The organism is Microbacterium sp. TNHR37B (assembly GCF_001620065.1).
GTDB lineage: Bacteria > Actinomycetota > Actinomycetes > Actinomycetales > Microbacteriaceae > Microbacterium.
In genome coordinates this window covers 809,330-833,098 of sequence record NZ_LQGV01000003.1, presented here as the reverse complement: position 1 = coordinate 833,098, position 23,769 = coordinate 809,330, and the positions used below count along the sequence as shown (strand labels likewise).

Sequence of the window (23,769 nt, the reverse complement as noted above, 5' to 3'; positions counted from 1 at the left end):
CGGACGACGCTCCCGCGGCCGGGACGGGGGCGTCGTCAGTCCGCAGAGGGTTCCTCGGCGACGCGGGCGGCGATGTCGCGGCGGTGGTGCGACCCGTCCAGCGTGAGGGCGTCCACCGCACGGTAGGCGCGATCGCGGGCCTGGAAGAACGTGTTGCCGAGCGCCACGACGTTCAGGACGCGTCCGCCGGTCGCGACGAGTGCTCCCTCGCGTGCGGCCGTGGCCGCGTGCGCGAGATGCACTCCCTCGACGGCCTCCGCGGCCTCGATCCCGTGGATCTCCCGACCGGTCACGGGCGCCTCGGGGTAACCCTCGCTCGCCACGACCACCGTCACTGCCGCCGCTTCGGCGAACTGCGGTGCCGGCTCGTCCTCCAGGTTTCCGCTGGCGGCGGCCATGAGGAGGCTCGACAGGGGAGTCGCGAGCCGGGCGAGCACGACCTGGGTCTCCGGATCGCCGAAGCGGGCGTTGAACTCGATGACCTTCACGCCCTGCTCGGTGAGGATCAGCCCGGCATAGAGGAGGCCGATGAAGGGGGTTCCCTCCGCGTCGAGCTGGCGGATGACCGGCTCGGCGACGGTCCGGGTGACCTCGGCGACGAACTCCTCCTCGCCGCCGAACGCGCCCGCCAGCCACGGGAGAGGGGAGTACGCGCCCATGCCGCCGGTGTTCGGACCTTCGTCGCCGTCGTAGGCGCGCTTGAAGTCCTGGGCGGGGCTCAGCGCCCGGACGGTGTCACCGTCGGATACGAAGAAGAGGGAGACCTCGGGGCCGCTGAGGAACTCCTCGATCAGGACGGGGGACGCGCCCAGGTAGGCGTCGGCGTGCGCGAGGGCGGCCTCTCGATCCGACGTGACGATGACGCCTTTCCCGGCGGCGAGGCCGTCGGCCTTGACGACGTAGGGCGCCCCGTAGGCGTCGAGGGCGGACTCGACCTCCGCGCGCGTGTGGGCCCGGGTCGCGCGTCCGGTCGGAACTCCGGCGGCCTCCATGATCCGCTTGGCGAATGCCTTCGAGCCCTCCAGCTGCGCGGCCGCCTTGCCGGGGCCGAAGACCGGGATGCCGCGCTCGCGGAGGGCGTCGGCGACGCCGGCGACGAGCGGGGCCTCGGGGCCGACGACGACGAGGTCGATGCGTTCGGCGTTGGCGTACTCGGTGACCGCTGCGGGGTCGACCGGGTCGAGGGTGGGAACGAGGGCGGCGACCTCGCCGATGCCGGCATTCCCGGGGGCGGCGAACAGCTCGTGACCGTCCTCCTCTCCCTTCAGGGCGAGGAGGATGGCGTGCTCGCGGGCACCGGAACCGAGGACGAGGATGCGCACCCCTCCAGCCTAGCGACGCGGCCTCGCGGCTACGGTGGAGTCCATGGCGCGCAAGATCTCCACCGACGACGGGCGTGCGGCCCTCGCCGCTGTGACCGCCGGCGATGCGCCGGCCCGCACCGACCTCGCCACGGCGGTGCGCTACCTGCTGCAGCTGCTCGCGGAGAAGGCACCGGGCAACTCGGTGGAGGTGCGGGTGCCGCCGTTCGGCGCCGTGCAGGTGCTCGAGGGTCCCCGTCACACGCGGGGGACCCCGCCCAACGTCGTGGAGACCGACGCGACCACCTGGATCGCCCTCGCCACGGGAACGCTCGGATGGCGCGACGCGGTCGCCGCCGGCCGGATCCTGGCCTCCGGGACGCGCGCAGACCTCACGGCTCTCCTGCCCCTGCGTCCGTAGCCCCGCGGTCCGTCCGTCCGTCCGCCGACCCCGTCAGCCGCCCGTCGCCGAGGGCGAGGACCGCCCACCGGCCGGGGGCGGTGACCCCGCCAGCACCACCACGCCGCCGAGGCCCGCGATGAGCACGAGCACGGCGAGCATCGCCGCGAGCGCAGCCGCGGCCCACACGACCCGCTCGTCGATCGCCGCTGCGGCGGAGACGACCGGGGCAGCGGCGACCTGCTGGATGAGGACGACCTCGTGCGCCGCCTGCGGCGGAACCGGCGCCTGGGCGGCGGCGCGAAGCCGGGGCTTCGGCGGTGCGACCGCCGTCTGCGTGAGCGTCAGGGAGTCGGGGCCGTCCGCGGCGGTGGCCTCGGGGACACGGCAGTTCTCCGTCGCGCACACCGTGATCGGCAGCGGCACCTTCCGGGGCTGGATCGTGCCCGCGCCGCCCGCGGTCGTGTACCAGTACGAGCTCTGTCCCGTGAGGGTCTGGAACCGCACGAAATCGGCGGGGAACGCCCCCCACCATCCCCGGTTCTCCGCCATCCGCGCCGGCTGCGGGTTCCGTCCCGCGATCTCGGACGGAACGGAGACGCCCAGGTAGTCGGGTGTATGAGTGAGCCCGTTGCGCGTGATCTCCACGCCCGTCAGCGTCGCCAACACGACCGATCGGGGCGCGATGCGGCCCCACACCGACGTGTCGTCCATGTCCGAGGCGTAGCCGGAGAGGGTCGCGGTGAGCGTGCCGGAACCGTCGGCGTCGACCGTGAGGACGGGGTCGGCGGCCGACCAGTAGGTCATACCGCCGTAGTAGGCGACCGTGAACGCGCCTTTCCAGGACAGGCGTGCGGTGCCCTTGTCGGGGTCGATGACGCCGGTGCCTCCGGTGATCCGCACCCGCGTCTGGGTGACGCTGTCGGCCGCGCTCGTCGTCTTGCCGTTGACGCTCGTGCCCTCGGGGGTGTCGCACCGGGTCGACCACGCGGGTCGTTCGTCGATGCCGTCCGTGCGTCGCACAATCGTGGTGTTGCCGTCGCGGCTGCGGTAGAAGCCGTCGGCTTCCGTCCAGACCCGCGCCGATCCGGCATCGCCCGCGACCCCCGCGGAGAGGAAGTTGCAGCCGCCGAAATAGGCGCCGCCGCTGCTCTCGTTGTTGATGCCCCAGTCGAACAGCGCACCGGAGGTCTCCCGTGGCCCCTCTCCCTCGGGCGTCGTGCCTCCGTCATCGCCCGGTTCGGCCGCGCCCGCGGCGCGCACCGTGAGGGTCGCCTCGCGCGAGACGGCCTCGCCCAGCGCGTTGGAGACGACGACGCGGTATCGGCTGCCGTCGAGCGCCCGCGCGGCGGTCACCGTGAGGGCCGCGGTGGTCGCGCCCTCGACCTCGGTCCATTCCGTCGACGGGGTCCGGCTCTGCCAGCGGTAGGTCAACGGTCGTCCGCTCGCGGTGACGGTGAAGGACGCCGTCCGTCCGTCCTCGACCGTCGTCGACTGCGGATGCGACGTGACGGCGGGCGCGATGGGGGCGGGGGTGCGCGCACCGACCGTGACGACGACGGGCGTGGGGACCTTCCGGGGCTGGATGCTGTCGGCCCCTCCGTCGGTCGTGTACCAGTAGGAGTTCTGGCCCGTCAGCTCCTGGAAGCGCAGGAAGTCGGACGGGAACGCTCCCCACCACGCCGCGTTGGCCGCCGTCTTGACCGCCTGCGGATTGCGTCCGGCGATCTCGGCCGGAATGGTGACGTCGAGGAAGTCGGGACGAAGGGTCAGGCCGGAGGCGGATACGTCGACGCCGCGGAAGGTGGCGAGGGTCACGGTCCGCGCCGGGAGCGGCGCCCAGATCGACGGGTCGTCCATGTCGGCCGCGTAGCCGGAGAGCCGCGCGGTGAGCGTACCGGCCCCGTCGGGGGCGACCGTCAGCACGGGGTCGGACGCCGACCAGTAGGTCATGCCGCCGTAGTACGCGACGGTGAAGGAGCCCTGCCACGAGATCTGCGCCGTCCCCGCGGCGGCGTCGATCGTGCCGGATCCGCCCGCGATCTGCACGCGGGAGTCCGTGTGGCTGCGCGGGGAGGTCGCGCTCACGACACCGGTGACAGACTCTCCCGTCGGAGTCTGACACTTAGTCGCCCACGTGGGCTGGGTGAGGGCACTGCCGTCGGCGGTGGGCCGCACGATCGTCGTGTTGCCGTCCTCGGAGCGGTAGAAGCCATCGGCCTGCGTCCACACGCGAGCGCTGCGGGTGTCGCCGGCGATGCCCGCGGACAGGAAGTTGCAGCCGCCGAAGTAGGAGCCGCCGTTGCTCTCGTGGTTGATGCCCCACTCGAAGAGCACGTCGGACACCTCGAGCGGCCCGTCGGGGTCGGGGTCGGGAGTCGGGGACGGGCTCGCGGTGGGCGTGGGCGTCGGAGTCGGAACGAGGGTGGCCGTGGGCTCCGGCGTCGGCGCGGGGCCGGTCGGTGTCGGGCTCGGAGTGCTCGTGGGGGTGGGCGTCGGTGCCGGGGTGGGCTCCGGGCCCTCGGCGTCGGGGCCGCCCGGCTCTCCATCCGCGGGGGAGTCGTCCGGGGCGTCTGCCGGATCCTGGTCCCCGGTCGCCTGGTCCCCGGTCGCCTGGTCGCCGGTCGTCGAGTCCAGAGCGGGATCCTCCGCGGCCACCGACGGCGCCGCGACGTCCTCTGCGGCGATGGCGGGCGCGGCGGCGAAGGGCGCCGCGAGCAGCACGAGGACCGTCGCGAGGCCGAGCGCCGTCCGCAGCGAGGACCGAGTGCGCATCGCCGTCACCTCAGACACCTCCCTTGTCCGTCGCCTCACGCGTTCGGCGGCGCTGTGAGAGCACCGCCCACACCAGGAACGCGATCGCGAGGACCGCCAGGATTCCCACCCCGAGCACGGCCCACAGCAGGATCGAGAGGAGCTCGGTCGTATCGGAGGCCTCGGTGGCGGCGACGGGGGCGGCGGCGGGCGTGATCTCCTCGACCACGATCGTCGTGTGGGTCGGAGCGGGGGTCGGCGCCGCCGACGGGGTCTTCGTTCCTCCCGACGTCGGGGTGTCCTCGCCGTACAGGTCACGGAACGTGATCGGCGTGAAGGTCTCGTTGTTCGCGTTCTTCACGCCGTGTGCGCCGATGGTGATCACGCCGCACTGAACGACGCGGCAGTCCACCTCGCCCGGTTTGCCGTCGCGGTCGAGGGAGGTGAAGGTCGCGCCGGGCACGTCCAGGACGGCCGACCACCTGCCCGCGGCATCGACCTCGCCCCCGTTGGCGGCGTACGACGTGGAGCTTCCGGGGAACGCGACGAAGGAGATGTAGCCCGTGGGCTTGTCCTCGTCGTCGGGGACGTAGCGGTAGTCGGCACCGGTCACGCCGCCCTGACTGGGACGCCAGCCGTCGTCGACCCAGCCGAACATGACATAGATGCCGCCGAATCCGTTCTTGATCGACTGGAAACCCGATCCGGTCACGCGGAGCTTCGTGAGGTAGGTCGGATCGGCCACTCCCGTGAGCTCCGGGCTTCCGTCGACGTGCACCTCGACCGAGGCGGCCGCGTGGGCGGGCGCGGCGGGCCCGGCCACCGCCACGCCGCCGGCGACCAGCGCCGCGAACAGGAGTCCCGAGAGCAGACGCGAGAACGTCCCGGCCCCACGGGACGTCGAGCGCCGCCGACGCATCGGGTGAAGCGGACGACGGGCGGACGGAGCGCTCATGCGGGAACCTCTCGATGGGCGGGTCGGGCGGAGGAGCGGACCGGCAGGATCACGGTGGCCCCCGAGACGGGGTGGGTGAGCACTTCGACGTCCTGGCGGTACACCGCGGCGATCCGGGCGGGGGTGAGGACGTCTTCGGGCCGCCCGGTCGCCTCCACGCGTCCCTCGGAGAGGAGGACGATGCGATCGGCGTAAGCGGCGGCGAGGTTCAGATCGTGCAGGACGACGGCGACCGCGTCGCCGTGCGCCGCGCACTCGCGGGTCAGTCGCAGCACGTCCTCCTGGTGCCGAAGGTCCAGCGCCGCGGTCGGTTCGTCCAAGAGCAGGATCCCGGTGCGCTGGGCGAGCACGCGCGCCAGCCCCGCCCGCGCGCGCTCGCCGCCGGAGAGCGAGGGAACGTGGCGTTGCCGGAACCGCTCGATGTCGGTGACGCGCAGCGCGGCGGCGGTCGCCTCCTCGTCCTCCTCCTCGCGAGGGGTCCGTCGCCACGGGGCGCGGCCCATCTCCACGACCTGCTCGACCGTGAACGGGAACGAGACGCGGTTCTCCTGGAGGAGGACGGCGCGCCGACGAGCGAGGTCGGCCAGTGACCAGTCCGCCAGGTCGCGCCCCGCGATCCGGACCGTCCCGGAGGTGCGCCGTTGGTCGCCCGTGAGAGCGGCGAGCAGCGTCGATTTGCCCGCCCCGTTCGGGCCGATGAGGGCCACGACCTCTCCCGCGTGCACCGTGAGCGACGCGTCGTCGAGGATGCGTCGTCCGCCGATCTCGACGCCGACGCCGCGCGCGTCGATGGCGGCCTCGCCCGGAGCCAGCCGCTCGGGCAGCTCGATGGAGCGCGACAAGAGCGAGGCGATCATCCCCACCCTCCCGCCTTGCTGCGGGTGCGGCGCAGCAGCCAGAAGAAGAACGGCCCGCCCACGATCGAGGTGAGCATCCCGATGGGCAGATCCGCCATCGGCACCGCGGTGCGGGCGACGAGGTCGGCCGCGAGCAGCAGGACCGCTCCGCCGAGCACGCTCGTCAGGAGAAGGGGCAGATGCGCGGGGCCGATGATCATCCGCATGAGATGCGGCACGACGAGGCCGACGAACGCGATGATGCCGGCGAACGCCACCGCCGATCCCACCAGGAGCGCCGTGACGACGATCACGACGATGCGCAGGAGCTCGACGTTGACTCCGAGGTGGCGTGCGCTCTTCTCCCCGAGCGCGAGCAGGTCCAGCGAGCGGGTGACGGCGAAGGCGACGACCAGGCCGATGACGATGAGGGGAAGGACGATGCCCACCTGCTGCCAGCGGGAGCCGTTGAGGCTGCCGAGCTGCCAGAAGACGATCTGCTCCCGTGCCTGCTGGTCGCCGAGGAACGTCAGGAAGGCCAGGCCGGCGCCCGTGAACGCGTTGATGGCGATGCCGGTGAGGACGAGGGTGACCACCTCCGTGCGTCCGCCGGCGCGGCTCATCGTGTAGACGATGAGGGTCGCCAGCAGGCCCGTCGCGAAGGCGACGAACGCGATCGTCCATTCGCCCGCGAACGTCCACCCGAACACGATCACCGCCGAGGCGCCCAGCGCAGCGCCCGAGGAGACGCCGACGACCCCCGGCTCGGCGAGCGGATTGCCGAAGATCGCCTGCATGAGCAGGCCGGCGGCGGCCAGGGCCGCCCCGATGATCACCGCCATCGCCACCCGCGGGAAGCGGATCGTCCACAGCGCGTTGTAGCCCTGGGGATGCTCGGGGAGGGGCCCCACCGGGATGCCGAGCCCGCGCAGGAGGGCGCCGAGGACCTCTTCGGGACGGACGTAGAGCTGTCCCGTTCCGGCCGAGACGAGCACGAGGGCGACGAGGGCGACGGCGAGTCCGACGATGAGGGCGCCCCGCCGCAGCGCCCGCGGCCTCGACGGCCGTGCATCCACCCGGTGGCTCTCCAGCGTCGCCGAGCCGGTCACGGGGCGGCGCCGCTCTGCTCGGGGGCGTAGATCGCGCGCGCGAGGGCCTCGATCACGGCGGCCGAGCGGGGGCCGAAGCTCAGCACCGCGTCGTCGCTCATGTCGACGATGCGTCGGTGCTGGCCGGCGGGGGTCTCCGCGACGGCGGGGACCTGTGTGAGGAGGCCGTCGACGCCGTCGACCGAGGCGAGCCCCTTCGACATCATCAGGATCACGTCGGGTGCCGCGTCCACGAGCGCTTCCGCGGTCATCGGACGCATCCCTCGCCACCCGATCTCCCCGGCCACATCGATGCCGCCGAGGCTCTCGATCAACGAGTCCGCTCCCGAGCCCTCCCCGAAGATGTAGTAGATCCCGGCGCTTCCGCGGACGTACAGGAAGAGGATGCGAGGACGATCGGCCGGGTCGGCGGGGGCCAGGGCGGCCACCTGGGCGACGACGTCGTCGATCTCGGCGCTCACCCGCTCCGCAAGGCGCGCCCCCGCGTCGGGCACGCCGAGGGCGGCGGCGACCGAGTGGATGATCTCGTCCCCGTTCTCCATGCTCCGCTCGGGCGTGATCAGGACGACGGGAATGCCGGCTTCGCGCATCTGCAGCACGACGTCCCACGGTCCGATCGAGGAGTCGGTGAGGATCACCGTGGGCTGCAGCTCCAGGATCGCCTCACCGTTGAGCTCGTGGCCGTTCTGGGTCACGAGGGGCAAGTGCGCGGCCTCGGGGAATCCCGTGGAGGTGTCGCGCCCCACGAGGTTGCCGCCCAGTCCGAGCCCGAACACGGTGGCCGAGAGGGTGCCCGAGATGTCGAGCGCGAGGATACGGCTGACGTCGGTGACGGTGACCTCGGTGCCCTGGTTGTCGACGACGGTCGCGGGGAGGTCGGGGTCGGCCTCGCCGTCGACCGGCGTCAGGCTCGCCGATGGGAGGCAGGCGGACGTCGGCCCCTCGTACTCCTTCGGCGTGGCGAGGGGGTCCAGCTGGGCGAGGGGGATGTCGGCGCCGCGGCAGTCTCCGCCGCGTGATCCCTCGCCCGGTGAGGGTTCCGTCACCCCGCAACCGGCGAGGACGAGGATGGCGCCCAGGATCAGCGGGAGCAGGCGGCGGCGGAAGGAAGAGGGCATCAGGACCTGTCGGAGCCGGTATATGCGGGCACGAGAAAGAGTCGCAACAGCGCATTCCGGTGACGGAATCCGGGGGGTGTGCGACCAACTTAGGTTAGGCTAACATGACCTTCGCCCGGACTGCACGGTAGCGAAGCTCCACCCGGGTCCGAACACCCGACATCGACCCAGGGGGAGATCAGTGAGTCACTCACGTCCCGTCCATCTGTCCGACCGAAGGCCACGCAGAGGAACCCTCCGCGGCACGCTCGCCACCCTCGCGACAGCCGCGCTCGTGGCTGGGGGGCTCGCCGCCACCCCGCTCGCCGCGAGCGCAGCGACGGAGGGCACCATCTCCGACGCGGTCTTCACGTGGGGCCTCAGCAAGGAGGCCGGAGGCGGTGCCTTCTTCGGCGGGTGCAACTTCCTGTCGGCGGGGATCGCGGGTGACACCGGATCGTCCCGTTTGTGGACGGAGTCCGACGGCTTCTACAAGACCGCCGACGGCAACGTCAGCATCGTCAAAGACGGCCCCGACGGCGCCACCATCACTCCCACGTGGTCGACGAAGTGTCAGACCGGGGCGGGGACCGCCGTCAGTGCGGGGAACACGAGCAGCACCTCGGGCAACGCCGTCGTCATCGGCGCCGGAACGGGTGAGGTCGCCGCCGACGGCTCGCTCGAGATCTCGTGGGATGGGGACTTCACCGTCGTCTTCTATGGCGGACTCACCTATTGGTCGGTGAGCGACCCCGTACTCACCGTGGACGCCGACGGCACCGGACAGGTCACCGCGACCGCGTCCGGGTACGGGACCTCGATGGATGACATGAGCCAGTGGGTGCCGATCGCCCCCGAGCAGATCGTGCTGGCGAACCTCACCGACGTGGACGCCGCGGACGGCTCGTTCACCGTCACGCCCGACTACCTGGGCGTCGAAGTCGCGACCACCGGCACCCCCCAGACGCGCACCGGCGCGACCTGGGGTGCTTTCCCGCAGTCGTACGTCGACTTCAACGTGAAGACGGGGCAGGCCAGCTACTGGTACTCCTCGGGCGGTGCGCGTGATGCCGCCAAGCCGGCGACACCGCTCTCCGTGAGCTTCGACGTCTCGAGCGGCCCGGCCTTCACCGCGTCGCCGGCCGCGCAGACCGTCACGACGGGCGACGCCGTCACCCTGACTGCCGCCGCCACCGGGGCGGACGCGTACCAGTGGCAGTCGGCGCCGATCGGTTCGGATGCCTGGAACGACATCGCCGGAGCCACGACAGCCACCTACTCGTTCACGGCGAGCAGCGCCACCGCTCGGCAGTACCGGGTCGTCGCGAGTGCGGGAGGCGCCTCCACGACCTCGAGTGCCGCCACCGTCACGGTCGACGTTCCCACCCCGACCGTCACCGTCTCGAAGACGACGGCTCTGTCGGCGGCCGGGGAGACAGTCACCGTCCGCGGCACCGGCTTCCTTCCGAACGCTCCCGCCACGTCGGGATCGCGTCCGCCGCTGGCCGGCCAGTTCACCGGCGCCTACATCGCCTTCGCTTCCCGTAACGCCGACGGCACGGGGCTGGCGAACTACACCAACGGACTGTCGGAGTACACGACCTGGGCCGTCCGCGAGGAGAATCTGGCGGCCATCGGTGGCTCCGGCGCGGTCATCGCTCCCGACGGGACCTTCCAGGTGGAGATCCGGGCCGAGGACCTTCCGCTCGACGCGGGCAAGCAGTGGGGCATCCGCACCTACGCGGCCGGAGGTGCCAACTACCCCGCGTTCGCGACATTCACCCCGCTGGAGTTCGCCGTCGCCGCGGGGACGGCCTCGATCCCCGCGTCGGCCACGGTGGGCGCAGCCCTCACGGCCGCGGCCGGCGGCTGGCCGGCAGGGGCGACTCTGACCTACCAGTGGCTGCGTAGCGGCGCGCCGATCTCCGGTGCCACCTCGCCCACGTACACGCCGACCGCTTCCGATGCCGGTGCCACCCTGTCGGTGCGAGTGGCCGGCGCGCTACCGGGATACACGACGACGAGCGTGACCTCGAACACGGTCACCGTCGCCGCCGCGACCCTGTCGGCGCCGGTCCCGACCCTGAGCGGCACCGCCCAGGTGGGCGCCACGCTGACGGCCAAGCCGGGGACGTGGACGGCGGGCACGAAGCTCACGTACCAGTGGCTTCGCGGTGGGTCGGTCATCACGGGCGCGACGAAGTCCACCTATACGGCGGTGGCGGCCGATCGCGGGAAGAAGCTGACCGTCCGGGTGACCGGATCGAAGGCGGGCTACACGACGGTGTCGAAGACGTCGGTGGCGAAGACGGTCGCGTGGGGCGCGCTGAAGAGCGCGACGCCGAAGGTCACCGGCACCGCCCAGGTGGGTAAGAAGCTGACGGCCACGCCGGGCACGTGGACGGCGGGCACGAAGCTCACCTACCAGTGGCTTCGCGGTGGGTCGGTCATCACGGGCGCGACGAAGTCCACCTATACGGCGGTGGCGGCCGATCGCGGGAAGAAGCTGACCGTCCGGGTGACCGGATCGAAGGCGGGCTACACGACGGTGTCGAAGACGTCGGCGGCGAAGACGGTCGCGTGGGGCGCGCTGAAGGGCGCGACGCCGAAGATCACCGGCACCGCCAAGATCGGCAAGAAGCTCACGGCTGTCCGCGGGACATGGACGACGGGCACGAAGGTCACCTACCAGTGGTACGTGGGCGGCAAGGCGGTCAAGGGGGCGACCAAGGCCTCGTACACCGTGAAGAAGGCGGACCGCGGCAAGACCGTGGTCGTCAAGGCCAAGGGCGTCAAGGCGGGGTACAAGACCGTCACCAAGACGTCCGCCGCGAAGCGCATCGCGCGCTAGTCAGCCCCGCGCACCCCGGTGGCGTCGACCGATGAGGTCGACGCCACCGGGGCGGCTGTGCGCGCCGGGGAAGAGCCGCCGACGAGAGGAGAGGACGGCCGATCATGACGCGTCATCGCGGTCCGCTCGTCGTCGTCGGTGTCGTCGTCACGACGCTCGCCACCGCTGCCGTCGTCGCCGCGGGCGCGACGATCGGGCGGATCGTCGACGGAACCGATGACGCCTCGACCGGTGCTCCCGCCGTCGCCCCCACGGGGGCGCCGGTCGACCCGGCCGCGACGCGGGCGGAGTCGCCTCCGCTCGGTATCTCGACACTCGCCGACCCCGCGTGGGTCGCGGAGACCGCCCGTTGGTCCGGGATCCCCACCCGGGCGCTCGCCGCCTACGCGGGCGCCGCGATCGAGGCGGCTCGCACGCACCCCGAGTGCGGAATCGGCTGGAACATGCTCGCCGCGATCGGCTTCGTCGAGAGTGAGCACGGCACGATCGGCGGCTCGGCGATCGGCGGCGACGGCGTTGCGCGCCCCGCCATCATCGGCATCGCCCTCGATGGGACCTCGACCGAGCGCATCTCCGACACCGACGACGGCGATCTCGACGGCGACGCTCGATGGGACCGCGCCGTCGGACCGATGCAGTTCCTGCCCTCCACCTGGGCCGCGTGGGGCCGGGACGGCAACGGCGATGGCCGCGCTGAGATCCACCAGATCGATGACGCCGCGCTCGCCGCCGCCGAGTATCTCTGCGCGGCGGGAGGAGACCTCACGAGCGGCGAGGGGTGGATCGACGCCGTCACGGCGTACAACCGCAGCGTCGAGTACAACGACCGCGTCGCCGAGGCGGCCGCGTTCTATGCCGGGGGCGGGTGACGATCCCGCGTCGACGACCCCGCGCCCACGACGCCGCGCCGCAGGAGTGGGAGAATGGGCGCATGTCCTCCACTGCCGGTCACCGAATCGAGACGGCGCGCGTGCGTCGCGCCCCCCGATACGGCGTGTTCCTGGTGGGTGGGGCGCTGGTGGGAGTCCTCGTCGCCGTCATCCTGACGTTCGCGTTCGGAGGCGGTCCGATCGAGACGGGTGCCCCCGCGGGGGACACGAGCGACTACACGGGTCTCACCTACTCGACGCCGCAGGTGCTCGGGTTCTTGGCGCTCATCTTCGCCCCGATCGGACTGGCGGTCGGAGGGGTCGTCGCGTTGATCCTCGACCGGGTCGTCGGACGACGGACCCGTGAGGTGCGCATCGACCGCGAGACGGTGGTCGAGTCGCCCGACGCGGCGTGAGCTCTCCCCGCCGCGAGACCGATGCGGCGGTGGGTTTCAGGCGAGGTCGGCGATCACCGGAGCGATGGCGGAGTCGAACGCAGCCACGTCGCCGCGCAGGCCGTCGGTGACGGCGACCGTCAGTGCGCCGATCCACCACACTCCCCGCTGCGTCAGCGGCAGCACCTGCACGTTCAGCTCGAAGGAATGCGCCCGGCGGCCCACCCGCCTCTCGTGCTGTGCGATCGCACTCGCGTAGGCCCGATACGACGACGCCGCGCCCACGCTCGCCTGATAGCGCTCGTACGCCGCTCGCGCGAACGCGACCGCAGCAGGACCGTGCGGGAGGATCGCCGCGTGGAGCTGTGCGAACCCTTCCGTGGGGAGCGCGATCACCATCTCGAAGCCGTCGACGAGATCCAGCGGTACGGGCGACGGGTGCGCCTGCGGCTCCACTGTCATGTCCCAGAACGCCCGCCACTGCCGGTCCAGCTCGGGATCGCGCTCGAACTCCGGGGTGTCCTGGGTGGGGGCGCCGCGGAGGAGCGGCAGCTCATCGGGGAAACGCAGCCCCAGTATCTGGCGCAGGTAGAGCGCAACGAGCACCGCGAGCCCGGCGTCCTCGCGCACGACCCACTCAGGTCCGGTCGGCGCGTTCATGCCGCCCATCCTAGAGAAGGTCGGTCGTCGCGGGGGGGGGGGGGGGTCAGCGGTCGGCGGCACGATCCGCCCGCGGACGTCACGTGCCGAGCTCGCGGATGGCCTCGTCGGGTTCCACGGCGGCCGCCCGCCGCACCGGCAGTGCCGCGGCCAGCACGAAGCAGCCGATCGTGCCGGCGACCATCATCGCCAGCCGGCCGAACAGCGCGCCGTCGATCGTGACGCTGAGAGGGATGCCGAGCACATCGAGGCCGCCGCGGCTCGCGACGAGCACGGCAGCGAGCAGGGCGAGGAGTGCGCCCGCTATCCCCACCACCGCGCCTTGCGCGGCGAACTGCGCGACAAACGTGCTGACGATCTCCCGCGGGCGCCAGCCGAGCGCGCGGAGGACACCCACTTCGCCGCGTCGTGCCGACACGAAAGCCGATGACGTCGACCATCCGACGACCACCAGCTGGATCACCAGCAGTGCGATCAGCACGGGTTGCAGCCCGTTCAGGAAGCTCTGGGCAGACGAGACGCCGGTGAGCATCGAGGCCAGGCTCGTCGGCGAGTAGCCGTCGTCGCGCATCTTCTCGACGAAGCCGGGGAGGGCTGCCGCATCGTCGAGCACCACGAACGCCTTCGGGTAGGCGAAGTTGTCGTGCATCCAGGCGAGCGAGTGCCCGCGAGAGGCGCCGAGCAGGTCGAGCACCATGTCGCCGACGCCGTAGGCGACATGTGGACCGTCGATACCGGCGACGTCGTCGTCGTAGATGCCGACGACCACGGCGGTGCCGTCGACACCGGTCCCCGTGCCGTCGTCGGCGGGGCGCGTGTACTCCGAGGGGATTTCGTCACCGGCATCCACGCGCAGCTCGGCGGCATCACGACGCGACAGCAGCACCTCGCCCGGTGCGGCGGGCTCTCGACCGCTGAGGAGCGGCGGCTGCACGACGGGGATACGTGTGACGAGTGAGAGCGTGCGACTCGTCGCGGCGGACCCCAGCGACAGATCGACGACGGCGCGCCCCTCGGCCGACTCGACGTGAGCGATCTCCCGGAAATCGGAGATGGCGCGCCGGTCGATCGGGCGAGGATCGGAGTCGAGGCCGTAGGAGCCGACGTCGACGACGCGCAGCACGGCCGAGCCGAGACCGTCGGTGCGCTGCGAGGTCGCGGAGGCGGCGTCGGCGATCATGGGGAGCGCCGCGCCCAGAAGCCCCACTCCGAGGGCGGCGAGGGTCAGTGGCACCACCGCGCGGCGGAGGCCGGAGGGGAGCAGCCACCGTGCCAGTCGCAGCGCCCTCATCGGTTCGCCGCCTCGAGGGTCAGCTCGTCGTCCGCGATCTCACCGACGCGTGGATCGTGAGAGGCGATCACGACGCAGCGGCCGTCGTCGGCCAGTCGACGGAACAGAGCGAGGACCGATCGCGCATTGTCGTCGTCGAGCGCGGATGTCGGTTCGTCGGCGAGGAGGGCCGCCGAACCGGTCTGCAGGGCGCGCGTGATGGCGACCCGCTGCTGCTCACCACCCGACAGGGTCTTCACCTTGCTGTCGGCGCGGTGGGCGAGGCCGACGAGAGAAAGCGCCGACGGGTCGGGGACGGCGCGCGCGGTGGCCAGCGCCACGTTCTGCGCCGCCGTGAGGTCACGGAAGAGACGCGGCTGCTGCGGCACGAAACCGATCAGCCGGCGGCGCGCGGCCGTGCGCTGCGCGTCGGAGGCCCGGGTGAAGTCGGTGCCGCCCAAGCGCACGGATCCGGAGTCGGGACGCAGGAGAAGGCCCGCGATCCCGAGCAGCGTCGACTTGCCTGAGCCCGAGGCCCCCGCCAGCCACAGCACGGCACCATCTCGCGCGGTCACCGACACGGCAGGCAGCGCCGTCGTTCGTCGGGAACCGTCGTCGTAGCTGCGGGACACGTCGTGAAGTTCGATCATGACTCTCCTAGAAAGCGAAGCCGGACTGGATGGCGTCGCGGGTGATACCGAGTTCGCACGGTGCGCTCGCGTCGGTCGAGATGCGGTACATGGCGGCGGAGGCCGCACACCCGCGCCGGGCGTCGAGTCGCGACCGGAGCTCGTCCTCGTCGGCGGGCGACAGATCGTCGGGCCGCTGGCCGCTGGCCGCTGTGAGCGGCGTGCGCGTACGCCGCGGTCAGCTCGTCGACCTGTGACGCGAGCGTGGAGCGCAGGGGGCCGAGTGTCGCCAGGATCGCGAGTGCGCGCGCCCGGTCGGCGGGTGCGAGGTCGGTCCCGTCGGTGAGGGGTCGGATGAGGATGCCCGCGGTGCCCGGCGCGTCGTCGGCCGTCGATGCGCGCACGAGGTCGGTGAAGTGATCGCGAGAGCGAGCGCGGCGGCGCCGAGCGCCGTGCGGCGGCGAGCGGGGCGCGCGGGGGTGTTCGTTGAGGTGCTCATGCGGTTCTCCATTTCCTGATGAGGTGTCCTGACGCGGCATAGATCCTTCCCCACTCTCAACGGAAGCAGGTTTTTATGCACACTGCACGATAGAGCGCAGCATGAGTGCCGCCGCAGAGATATCCACAGGCCCCCTGCAGCGCACCCTGCGGCACCGTGGGCGCCGTGGACGCCGCGGCCCGGTAGGCTGTGCGGGTGGCCTCGTCTCCACCGAATCCCTATTCCGAAGCCGGCGTCGACACTGCGGCAGGCGACCTCGCCGTCGAGTTGATGAAGTCGGCCGTCCGTCGCACCCACGGCGCCGAAGTGCTCGGTGGCGTGGGCGGATTCGCGGGGCTCTTCGACGCCTCCGCGTTGCTGTCCTACGAGAAGCCGCTTCTGGCGAGCTCCACCGACGGCGTGGGCACGAAGGTCGCGATCGCTCAGGCGATCGACAAGCACGACACCATCGGCCAGGACCTCGTCGGCATGGTCGTCGACGACATCGTCGTGGTCGGGGCCAAGCCCCTCTTCATGACCGACTACATCGCGTGCGGGAAGGTCTTCCCCGAGCGCATCGCCGACATCGTCCGCGGCATCGCCGACGGGTGCTCGGCGACCGGCACCGCCCTCGTCGGCGGCGAGACCGCGGAGCACCCGGGTCTCCTGGGCGTCAACGACTACGACGTCGCCGGTGCCGCGACCGGGGTCGTCGAGGCTTCGCGCGTGCTGGGAGCCGAGCGGGTGCGTCCGGGCGATGTCGTCCTCGCGCTCGCATCGAGCGGGCTGCACTCCAACGGATACTCGCTCGTGCGCCACATCGTGGCCGGGGCCGGGATCGGGTACGGCGACAACGCGGCCGACTTCGGCACGACGTGGGGCGAGGTCCTCCTCGAGCCGACGCGCCTGTACACGGCGCCGCTCCTGCGGCTGCTCGAGCGTTTCCCCGACGCGATCCACTCCCTCAGCCACGTGACCGGCGGGGGCATCGCCGCCAACCTCGCGCGCGTCCTGCCGCAGGGCACGTGGACCGAGGTCGACCGGTCGACGTGGTCGCCCGCTCCGGTCTTCCGGGTGCTCGCCGATCTCGGCGACCTCGAGCTCACCGCCACCGAGGGCACGTGGAACCTCGGCATCGGCTTCCTCGCCGTGGTCGCGGCGGAGCAGGCCGCCGCCGCCGCCGAGGCGCTGACCGCCGACGGCATCCGCACGTGGCAGGTCGGCGTGGTCGGCGACGGTGCGCGTCCCGCCGGTGATTTCGAACAGGGCGCGAAGGGGGTCGACGGCGGCGCCGTCCGGCTCGTGAGCGCATACGCAGAAACGGACTGAGCAACACCAGATGTGCGGAATCGTCGGGGTCGTCGGGCAGGGACCGGCCAACCAGGAGGTCTACGACTCGCTGCTCCTGCTGCAGCACCGGGGGCAGGATTCCACGGGGATCGCCACCGCCGAGGCCAGCGGGGTGTTCCACATCTTCAAGGCCAAGGGGCAGGTGCGCGAGGCCTTCCGCACGCGCGACATGCGGGCGCTGCTCGGCAACATCGGGCTCGGTCACGTCCGGTACGCCACGAAGGGCACCGCGTCCAGCGAAGAAGAGGCCCAGCCGTTCTACGTCAACGCGCCCTACGGCATCGTGCTGGTGCACAACGGCAACCTGACCAACACGCGTGAGCTCACGCAGGAGCTCTTCCGCACCGATCGCCGTCACCTCAACACCTCGTCGGACACCGAACTGCTCGTCAACGTGCTCGCGAACGAGCTGCAGGAGTCGATCTCCGGTCTCGAGCTGGATCCGGCCCAGATCTTCCAGGCCGTCGCGCGGGTGCACGAACGCGTGGAAGGCTCGTACGCGGCGATCGCCTTGATCGCCGGCTATGGTCTCCTCGCCTTCCGCGATCCCTTCGGCATCCGTCCGCTCATCCTCGGTACCCGCAAGGCCGACAACGGCGCGTACGAGTGGACGGTCGCGTCGGAATCGCTCGTACTCGAGAACGGCGGATTCGAGGTCGTCCGCGATGTGGAGCCCGGCGAGGCCGTCTTCATCGACCTCGACGGCCGCCTGCACACGAAGCAGTGCGCGACCAACCCGCAGCTGGTGCCGTGCTCGTTCGAGTACGTGTACCTCGCCCGTCCCGACAGCGAGATGAACGGGATCTCCGTCTACGAAGCGCGGCTGCGGATGGGGGAGCGTCTGGCCGACACGATCGCCAAGTACACCCCGAAGGACGCGATCGACGTCGTCATGCCGATCCCCGACTCCTCCCGTCCCGCCGCGATGCAGGTGGCCCGCAAGCTCGGGGTCGAGTACCGCGAGGGGTTCTACAAGAACCGCTACGTCGGCCGGACGTTCATCATGCCCGGGCAGGCCGTGCGCAAGAAGAGCGTGCGACAGAAGCTCAACGCCATGTCGAGCGAGTTCAAGGGCAAGAACGTGCTCCTGATCGACGATTCCATCGTGCGCGGCACGACGTCGAAGGAGATCATCCAGATGGCGCGCGACGCCGGGGCGAAGTCCGTCATCTTCGCCTCCGCCGCGCCGCCGGTGCGGTTCCCGCACGTGTACGGCATCAACATGCCCTCGCGTCACGAACTGGTCGCCCATGGGCGGACGATCCCCGAGATCGCCGAGGAGCTGGGGTGCGACTACCTCGTCTACCAGGAGGTGGACGACCTCAAGGCCGCCATCCTCGAGGGATCTCCCGATGTCGAAGACCTCGACATGAGCTGCTTCGACGGCCGCTACATCACCGGGACCGTCTCCGAGGAGTACTTGGCCTGGGTCGAGGGCAACCAGGAGAGCTGACCGCCTCCCTGCTGCCGCCCGGTCGGGTGCCGTGCGCCGTGGGCCGTGCCTCGTGCGCCTGCACCGTGCCCCGCGGGCCGTGCCTCGTGCACAGCGGCGGACCGAGAGCCGAACACGCCGTGCGGCCGAGGCTGTGGCCCGGCGTGTCGCCCCCTTCATCCGCCGTTGTGTTCGTCGGGACATCCGCGGCTGGGTTCGCCGGGACATCCGCGGCTGGGTTCGCCGGACGGTCCCGCCCCGGGCGCACTCCTCCGCGGGCACCCCTAGGCTGGAGCGGTGACGTCCCACGCTGCCCGCCCGCTGTGGCGTGGCCGGGTCCTCGCGCTCCTCGGCATCGCGCTGTTCGCGTTCTCGCTGCGTTCTGCCGTCGGGTCCCTTTCCCCGGTCCTCGACCACATCCGCGCCGACTTCGACGTGTCGGGATGGGTCGTCGGGGCGATCGGCACCGCACCGCCGGTGTGCTTCGCCGTGTTCGGACTGCTGACGCCTCGATGGGAACGTCGACTCGGGCTCGAGCGGATGACCGTGGTCGCGCTCCTCGTGGTCTCGGTGGGACTGGTGGCCCGCGGGTTCGCCGGCGACGCGCTCACCCTCGCCGTGACGACCGCGCTGATCTTCGCCGGTGTCGGCGTGGGAAACGTCCTCCTCCCGCCGTTGGTGAAGAAGCACTTCCCCGATCGCATCGGTCTCGTGACCACCCTGTACTCCACGACGATGGCGTTCTCCACCTTCCTGCCGCCGTTGTTCGCCGTGCCCGTCGCCGACGCGGCGGACTGGCGCTGGTCGCTCGGGATGTGGGCGGTATTCAGTTCGCTGGCGCTCGTGCCGTGGATCGTCATGCTCGTGCGCGAGCGGGGGAGCCGTGGCGTGGACATCGAGCAGCCGACGGCACGGGTGTTCGGACGCCTCTGGGCGTTGCCGATGACGTGGGCGGTCACCGTCACGTTCCTCGTCTCGGGAGCCATCGCGTACACCTGCTTCGCGTGGCTTCCCTCGCTGCTGGTCGACACGGCCGGAGTGTCCGCCGCGCAGGCCGGCGCTCTGCTGTCGCTCTTCGGGATGATGGGGCTGCCGGCGGCCCTCGTGGTGCCGGTGTTGGTCGCCCGCTATCGGATCGTGCCGTGGCTGTTCGTCGTGGCGGTCGGCTCGGGCCTCGCCGGCGTGAGCGGGCTGTTGTTCGCACCGACCACCGTGCCGTGGCTCTGGGTTGCGCTCCTCGGCACCGCGCCCTTGTTCTTCCCGCTCGCGCTCGTGCTCATCGGCCTGCGTTCACGCACTCATGAAGGGGCCGTGGCCCTCAGCGGCTTCGTGCAGAGCATCGGATACGCCGTGGTCGCCGTCGTGCCCCTGACCGTCGGTATCGTGCACGACCTCACGCAGTCATGGACGGTGCCGCTCGTGATCCTCGGCGTCGTGGTCGTCGCCTCGATCCCGGCGGGCGTCGTGGTCGCGCGCCCGGAGACGGTGGAGGACGAGTGGGAGCGTCGTCACCGACGGACGTGGTGACGACGGAGGAGGGAAAGGGCGATCACGCCTTTTCGAGCTCGTCCTCGTCGTCGGCGTACTGATCCGCCCACTTGTCGACGTACTGGTCGTCGTCGTGGTGCCCGAGCTCCTTCTCCAGGGCGGAGAAGTTCGGGTTGTAGGTGTCGTACTTGAGTTCGCGAGCGATCTTTGTGTGCTTCGCCTTCTGACGGCCACGCCCCATGCGAGACCCCCTCATTTCTGAGTCACGGGCTTGTTCGGCAGCGCCCGTCGAAAACGGTCCGGCACGCGGCCGGGAAGAGTAGCATTCAGGATAACACGGAGCCCCGCACGGCTCGCCGTCGGTCCCCTCTGAGGGCCTGCGCGCGCGAGGTCAGCCGACGGCGGCGGTGGGCTCCGCCGAGCGACGACGCCGGGAACGGAGATCGACCATGAGTGACGAGACCCCGAACCTTCCGGAGGCCCGCGATGTGCCGCAGCGGGCTGTGATCGTCGGTGTCATCCCCGATCAGCCGGAGCGTGTGCTGCGCGAAGCGGCCCGCTACGCGCGACTCTTCTCGACTCCCCTGCTGGTGGCCCACGTCGATGTCACCCGGTTCGTCACCTACGAGGATCCCGACGGCTACGTGCACACGGCTCCCATCGACCTGGAGCTCGCCGCGGGAGAGCGCCAGGCCGCCAAAGTGCGCGAGCGGACGTCCGCGGTGCTCGAGGGCAGCGACGTGGAATGGTCCGTGGTGTCGCTCGTCGGCGATCCCGCCCTGGCGATCGCGAAGCTCGCGGACCGCGCCGAGGCGCGGCTCATCGTCGTCGGCACCCGCCGCCGGGGCTTCGGCGAGACGATGCGCGAGTTCTTCACCGGCTCTGTCGCCGCTCGGCTGGCGCACCGTCAGTCCCGGCCGGTCCTCGTCGTCCCGCTCGAGGAGCCGGCCCGGGACGACGAGGAGCTCTGGCCCGACGGCTGAGCCTCGCGCCCGCTCGTCATCGCGGCCGCAGGTCACCGGCCGTGTAGCGCGGCAGTGAGCGCGCGGTGCGCGACGTCGAGGGCGCTGGTGAGCTCATCCACCGCGGCACTCGACAGCGTTCCTCCGCGCGCGACGTGGGTGCGCAGATCGGCGCGGACCGCGGCGCGGAACTCCGACACGGCGGCATCGGCGCGCCGCAGCTGTTCCCGCGATGTGACCCGCGCGTCGTCCGCCGGTCGTGCGGTGCTCGATGGTGGGGACGGAGGGCGCGACGCGCCGCCCCGGCGATCGGCTTCCGCGGCGGCAGCCAGATCGGCCCGGAGGCTCTTCATCGCTTCGCGGACGCTCCCGCGCACTTCGTCAGCGATCAGACGCACGCTGTCGGCGAGCCCGGCCTCGATCCCCTCGAGATCGGCGGCGCGGGCGGCCACTTCGGCCCGGCCGGCATCGGTGATCTCGTAGACCGTCTTGCGGCCGTCCACCGTCTTCGTCACGAACCCCTCCTCCTCGAGTTTGGCGAGGCGGGGATAGATCGTGCCGGCGCTGGGCGTGTAGGTGCCGCCGGTGCGGTCCGACAGCGCCTGCATGAGGTCGTAGCCATGACGCGGCGCCTCGTCGAGCAGTCGCAGCAGGTAGAGGCGGAGGTCGCCGTGAGAGAAGACCGGACTCATCTCACCACTCCTCCGGGGCAGGGGCGTCGGTGCCCGTGGCGCCGTCGCCCGCCAGGTGGGCGCGGGCGCGGCGGAGCACGGTGATATCGCCCGAGACCGAGTTGGCGCGGACGTCGACGAAGCTCCCCGCCAGCTCGCCCACCGAGTCGGCGTAGTTCGTGGGACCGGAACCGGAGCGCTTGATGCCGTCGACGGTCACGCGTCCGCTCACGCTGCGGAGCACGTAGTTGGCGGCCAGATCGTCGTCGAGGCGGACCGTGGCGTCGCCGCTCACGGTGTTGAGATTGACGGCGTTGAGCCGTCCGACCGAGTCGACGAGCATCGCTCCGGACACGGTGTCGATCGAGGCCTTCCGCAGGCGCCCGGTCGCCGCGACGTCGCCCGAGACCGAGTTGGCGCTGAGCGCGCCCTCCAACGCACGGATCTGCACGTCACCCGAGACGGCGTTGACCGATACGTCGCCCGTGTGGCCGTCGAGGATGACGTCGCCGGAGACGGTGCTGAGCTTCACGTCGGTGGCGAGCCCCGAGACCAGCGCGCTGGCGCTCACGACTCCCAGGTTGACGGCGATCCCTCGCGGCACCGCGACGGAGATCTCCGCCTTGGGGCCCCCGGTGCCGAAGTTGCGGAACACCTCGAGGAAGTTGTCCCACCGCAACTGCGCGTGGTCGATCTCGACGACATCGCCGGTGGCCTCGATACGGAGGTCTTTCGTCGTCACGCCGTGCACCTCGATGCGCACGCCCGGTTCGTCGTGGGCGACGACGTCCACCTGGCCGCCGACGAGCCCGACCTTCAGCTTGCGGACGCCCTCGATGTCGATGACGCGCGTCTCTCCCGGGTGGATGATCCACTTCTCCAGGGTCATTGGTCTCTCCTCAGTTCTGCGCGAATCGAGATATATCGCGTGTTCAGACACTAACACGATATATCTCGATTCTGTCAAGAGGTCTGCCTGTGAGATCGCTCGACGCGCTTGCCGTTGACGTTACGTCAACTCGTAACGTGAGGCGCATGACGCAGGAACGATCGATTCACGAGGTTTCGCGACTCACGGGGGCCACGAGCCGCACGCTCCGCCACTACGACGCGGTGGGCCTGCTCCCGCCCTCGCGAGTGGGGCCGGGCGGCATGCGCCACTACGACGCGGATGCGCTCGTGCGCCTGCAGCGGATCCTGCTGCTGCGGGAGCTCGGGCTGAGCCTCCCGCAGATCGGAGACGTCCTCACGCGGGCGACCTCCGAGCGGGACGCGCTGGAGGGCCACCTCCGGTGGCTCGAGGCGGAGCGAGACCGGCTGGCGCGGCAGATCGCGTCGGTCGAGTCGACCCTTCAGGCCAGACAGAGAGGAGAAGAGCCGATGGCAGAGCAGATGTTCGACGGATTCGACCACACCGTCTATCGAAAGGAGGTGGAGGAGCGCTGGGGTCGCGACGCGTACGCGCAGAGCGACCGCTGGTGGCGCGAGGCGGGAGGCGAGGAGAAGAAGGAGTTCCAACGCGAGGCGGCGCTACTGGCCGCCGAGTGGATCGACGCCGCGAATCGCGGCATCGACGCCGCAGGGCCCGACGCTCAGGCGCTCGCCGTCCGTCACGTCAGGTGGCTGTCGCAGGTGCCCGGCACGCCGGCCGCCCGGAGCGACTCCGATGCCGGAGGCCTTCGCGCCTACCTGGAGGGGCTCGCCGACCTGTATGTGGCTGATGAGCGGTTCGGGGCGACGTACGGCGGAGCGGCGGGTGCCGCCTTCGTGCGGGCGGCGCTGCGGTTCTACGCCGAGACCCTCCCCGCGGAATGACGTTGACGCACGTCGAGGGGCACCCCGCTTGCGCGAAGTGCCCCTCGACGATGTCGTTCGAGACGGCGGATCAGGTGCGGCTGCCACCACGCACGAGGCGCAGCAGGAACGCGATCAGCGCGATCACGCCGACGATGAGGGCGACCCACAGCAGCCAGTTCAGCGCGGCGTTCATACCGCCGACGATCGCCAGCACGATGGCCACCACGATGATGATGAGGAGGGCGATGTTCATGTTCGGTGCTCCATTCTCGGGACCCACGGGACGACGGTAAGGGTCCGACGCAACGACGATAGAGCCCGCGCTCCGCCCGGCCCCAGACCCTTGACGATGCGAGCGGCGCGGTGGTAACGCGCAGGACGAGGTCGACCTCGTCGCCGGCCCCCGCGGCAGCCGCCGCCCCTGACGACGTCGATTAGCCCTGTCGGTGCATCCCGTCAAGCCCC

At 71.2% G+C, this 23,769-nt stretch carries 22 protein-coding genes; 9 read left to right on the top strand and 13 right to left on the bottom strand.

Annotated elements, in window-relative coordinates:
* Positions 1–35: 35 nt before the first annotated feature.
* A complete protein-coding gene (gene purD / locus AVP41_RS11870; RefSeq protein ID WP_067164583.1) occupies positions 36–1,322 on the bottom strand; it encodes a phosphoribosylamine--glycine ligase in 1,287 nt (428 codons plus the stop codon).
* 43 nt (positions 1,323–1,365) lie between these two features.
* On the opposite strand from purD, the gene AVP41_RS11865 reads away from it, so the two are divergent.
* Positions 1,366–1,722, top strand: coding sequence for a sterol carrier family protein (locus AVP41_RS11865; protein ID WP_067164581.1), 357 nt, complete (start codon positions 1,366–1,368; stop codon positions 1,720–1,722).
* A 33-nt stretch (positions 1,723–1,755) separates the two neighbouring features.
* Here AVP41_RS11865 and AVP41_RS11860 read toward each other — a convergent pair whose 3' ends face one another.
* From AVP41_RS11860 to AVP41_RS11840, 5 genes are read right to left on the bottom strand one after another with little or no spacing between them, the layout of a single operon-like run.
* Positions 1,756–4,476 carry a hypothetical protein gene (locus tag AVP41_RS11860; RefSeq protein ID WP_157532475.1) on the bottom strand — a complete coding sequence of 907 codons (2,721 nt, stop codon included), beginning with the start codon at positions 4,474–4,476 and terminating at the stop codon, positions 1,756–1,758.
* A gap of 10 nt (positions 4,477–4,486) precedes the next feature.
* Positions 4,487–5,410, bottom strand: coding sequence for a hypothetical protein (locus AVP41_RS11855; protein ID WP_067164576.1), 924 nt, complete (start codon positions 5,408–5,410; stop codon positions 4,487–4,489).
* Entirely contained in the window at positions 5,407–6,267 is an 861-nt protein-coding gene (locus tag AVP41_RS11850; RefSeq protein WP_067164574.1) for a heme ABC transporter ATP-binding protein, read from the bottom strand. Before AVP41_RS11850 ends, AVP41_RS11855 begins: the two co-directional genes overlap by 4 nt.
* The gene (locus tag AVP41_RS11845) at positions 6,264–7,355 is read right to left on the bottom strand and encodes a FecCD family ABC transporter permease (protein WP_442922793.1); all 1,092 of its coding nucleotides are present in this window, start codon (positions 7,353–7,355) and stop codon (positions 6,264–6,266) included. The genes AVP41_RS11850 and AVP41_RS11845 overlap by 4 nt, the downstream gene beginning before the upstream one ends.
* The gene (locus AVP41_RS11840; protein WP_067164572.1) at positions 7,352–8,473 is read right to left on the bottom strand and encodes a heme/hemin ABC transporter substrate-binding protein; all 1,122 of its coding nucleotides are present in this window, start codon (positions 8,471–8,473) and stop codon (positions 7,352–7,354) included. Before AVP41_RS11840 ends, AVP41_RS11845 begins: the two co-directional genes overlap by 4 nt.
* Positions 8,474–8,654: 181 nt before the next feature.
* On the opposite strand from AVP41_RS11840, the gene AVP41_RS11835 reads away from it, so the two are divergent.
* The 3 genes from AVP41_RS11835 to AVP41_RS11825 all read left to right on the top strand — a co-directional run bounded on the left by AVP41_RS11835 (position 8,655) and on the right by AVP41_RS11825 (position 12,588).
* On the top strand, positions 8,655–11,303 hold the full coding sequence (locus AVP41_RS11835) for a hypothetical protein (RefSeq protein WP_067164569.1): 2,649 nt from the start codon (positions 8,655–8,657) through the stop codon (positions 11,301–11,303).
* 104 nt (positions 11,304–11,407) lie between these two features.
* The gene (locus tag AVP41_RS11830) at positions 11,408–12,172 is read left to right on the top strand and encodes a lytic transglycosylase domain-containing protein (protein WP_067164567.1); all 765 of its coding nucleotides are present in this window, start codon (positions 11,408–11,410) and stop codon (positions 12,170–12,172) included.
* Positions 12,173–12,234: 62 nt separating this feature from the next.
* Positions 12,235–12,588 (top strand): potassium transporter Trk, encoded by a 354-nt coding sequence (locus AVP41_RS11825; protein WP_067164565.1) that lies wholly within the window; start codon positions 12,235–12,237, stop codon positions 12,586–12,588.
* A 36-nt stretch (positions 12,589–12,624) separates the two neighbouring features.
* Here the strand turns inward: AVP41_RS11825 and AVP41_RS11820 are convergent, their stop codons facing one another.
* From AVP41_RS11820 to AVP41_RS11810, 3 genes are all read right to left on the bottom strand, one after another.
* A complete protein-coding gene (locus AVP41_RS11820; protein ID WP_067164563.1) occupies positions 12,625–13,227 on the bottom strand; it encodes a zinc-binding alcohol dehydrogenase in 603 nt (200 codons plus the stop codon).
* Between the two features lie 79 nt (positions 13,228–13,306).
* Complete coding sequence (locus AVP41_RS11815) at positions 13,307–14,518, bottom strand: ABC transporter permease (protein ID WP_067164561.1); 1,212 nt, start codon at positions 14,516–14,518, stop codon at positions 13,307–13,309.
* A complete protein-coding gene (locus tag AVP41_RS11810) occupies positions 14,515–15,147 on the bottom strand; it encodes an ABC transporter ATP-binding protein (RefSeq protein WP_067164559.1) in 633 nt (210 codons plus the stop codon). Before AVP41_RS11810 ends, AVP41_RS11815 begins: the two co-directional genes overlap by 4 nt.
* Positions 15,148–15,820: 673 nt before the next feature.
* On the opposite strand from AVP41_RS11810, the gene purM reads away from it, so the two are divergent.
* The 3 genes from purM (at position 15,821) to AVP41_RS11795 (ending at position 19,913) form a co-directional block, all read left to right on the top strand.
* Positions 15,821–16,933, top strand: a complete 1,113-nt coding sequence (gene purM / locus AVP41_RS11805) for a phosphoribosylformylglycinamidine cyclo-ligase (RefSeq protein WP_197464321.1) — start codon at positions 15,821–15,823, stop codon at positions 16,931–16,933.
* 10 nt (positions 16,934–16,943) lie between these two features.
* The gene (gene purF / locus AVP41_RS11800) at positions 16,944–18,407 is read left to right on the top strand and encodes an amidophosphoribosyltransferase (RefSeq protein WP_067164555.1); all 1,464 of its coding nucleotides are present in this window, start codon (positions 16,944–16,946) and stop codon (positions 18,405–18,407) included.
* A 276-nt stretch (positions 18,408–18,683) separates the two neighbouring features.
* The gene (locus tag AVP41_RS11795; RefSeq protein ID WP_067164553.1) at positions 18,684–19,913 is read left to right on the top strand and encodes an MFS transporter; all 1,230 of its coding nucleotides are present in this window, start codon (positions 18,684–18,686) and stop codon (positions 19,911–19,913) included.
* 22 nt (positions 19,914–19,935) lie between these two features.
* Here AVP41_RS11795 and AVP41_RS11790 read toward each other — a convergent pair whose 3' ends face one another.
* Positions 19,936–20,115 carry a DUF3073 family protein gene (locus AVP41_RS11790; RefSeq protein ID WP_067164551.1) on the bottom strand — a complete coding sequence of 60 codons (180 nt, stop codon included), beginning with the start codon at positions 20,113–20,115 and terminating at the stop codon, positions 19,936–19,938.
* A gap of 208 nt (positions 20,116–20,323) precedes the next feature.
* On the opposite strand from AVP41_RS11790, the gene AVP41_RS11785 reads away from it, so the two are divergent.
* The gene (locus AVP41_RS11785) at positions 20,324–20,857 is read left to right on the top strand and encodes a universal stress protein (RefSeq protein ID WP_067164549.1); all 534 of its coding nucleotides are present in this window, start codon (positions 20,324–20,326) and stop codon (positions 20,855–20,857) included.
* 32 nt (positions 20,858–20,889) lie between these two features.
* Here AVP41_RS11785 and AVP41_RS11780 read toward each other — a convergent pair whose 3' ends face one another.
* Positions 20,890–21,528: a PadR family transcriptional regulator gene (locus tag AVP41_RS11780; protein ID WP_067164546.1), complete on the bottom strand. Its 639-nt coding sequence runs from the start codon at positions 21,526–21,528 to the stop codon at positions 20,890–20,892.
* A 1-nt stretch (position 21,529) separates the two neighbouring features.
* Positions 21,530–22,396, bottom strand: a complete 867-nt coding sequence (locus AVP41_RS11775; RefSeq protein ID WP_067164544.1) for a DUF4097 family beta strand repeat-containing protein — start codon at positions 22,394–22,396, stop codon at positions 21,530–21,532.
* Positions 22,397–22,542: 146 nt separating this feature from the next.
* Here AVP41_RS11775 and AVP41_RS11770 point away from each other — a divergent pair, with 146 nt between their 5' ends.
* Positions 22,543–23,322 carry a MerR family transcriptional regulator gene (locus AVP41_RS11770; RefSeq protein ID WP_067164542.1) on the top strand — a complete coding sequence of 260 codons (780 nt, stop codon included), beginning with the start codon at positions 22,543–22,545 and terminating at the stop codon, positions 23,320–23,322.
* A 70-nt stretch (positions 23,323–23,392) separates the two neighbouring features.
* On the opposite strand, the gene AVP41_RS16695 is transcribed toward AVP41_RS11770, so the two are convergent.
* On the bottom strand, positions 23,393–23,584 hold the full coding sequence (locus AVP41_RS16695; RefSeq protein ID WP_157532474.1) for a hypothetical protein: 192 nt from the start codon (positions 23,582–23,584) through the stop codon (positions 23,393–23,395).
* Positions 23,585–23,769 lie beyond the last annotated feature (185 nt).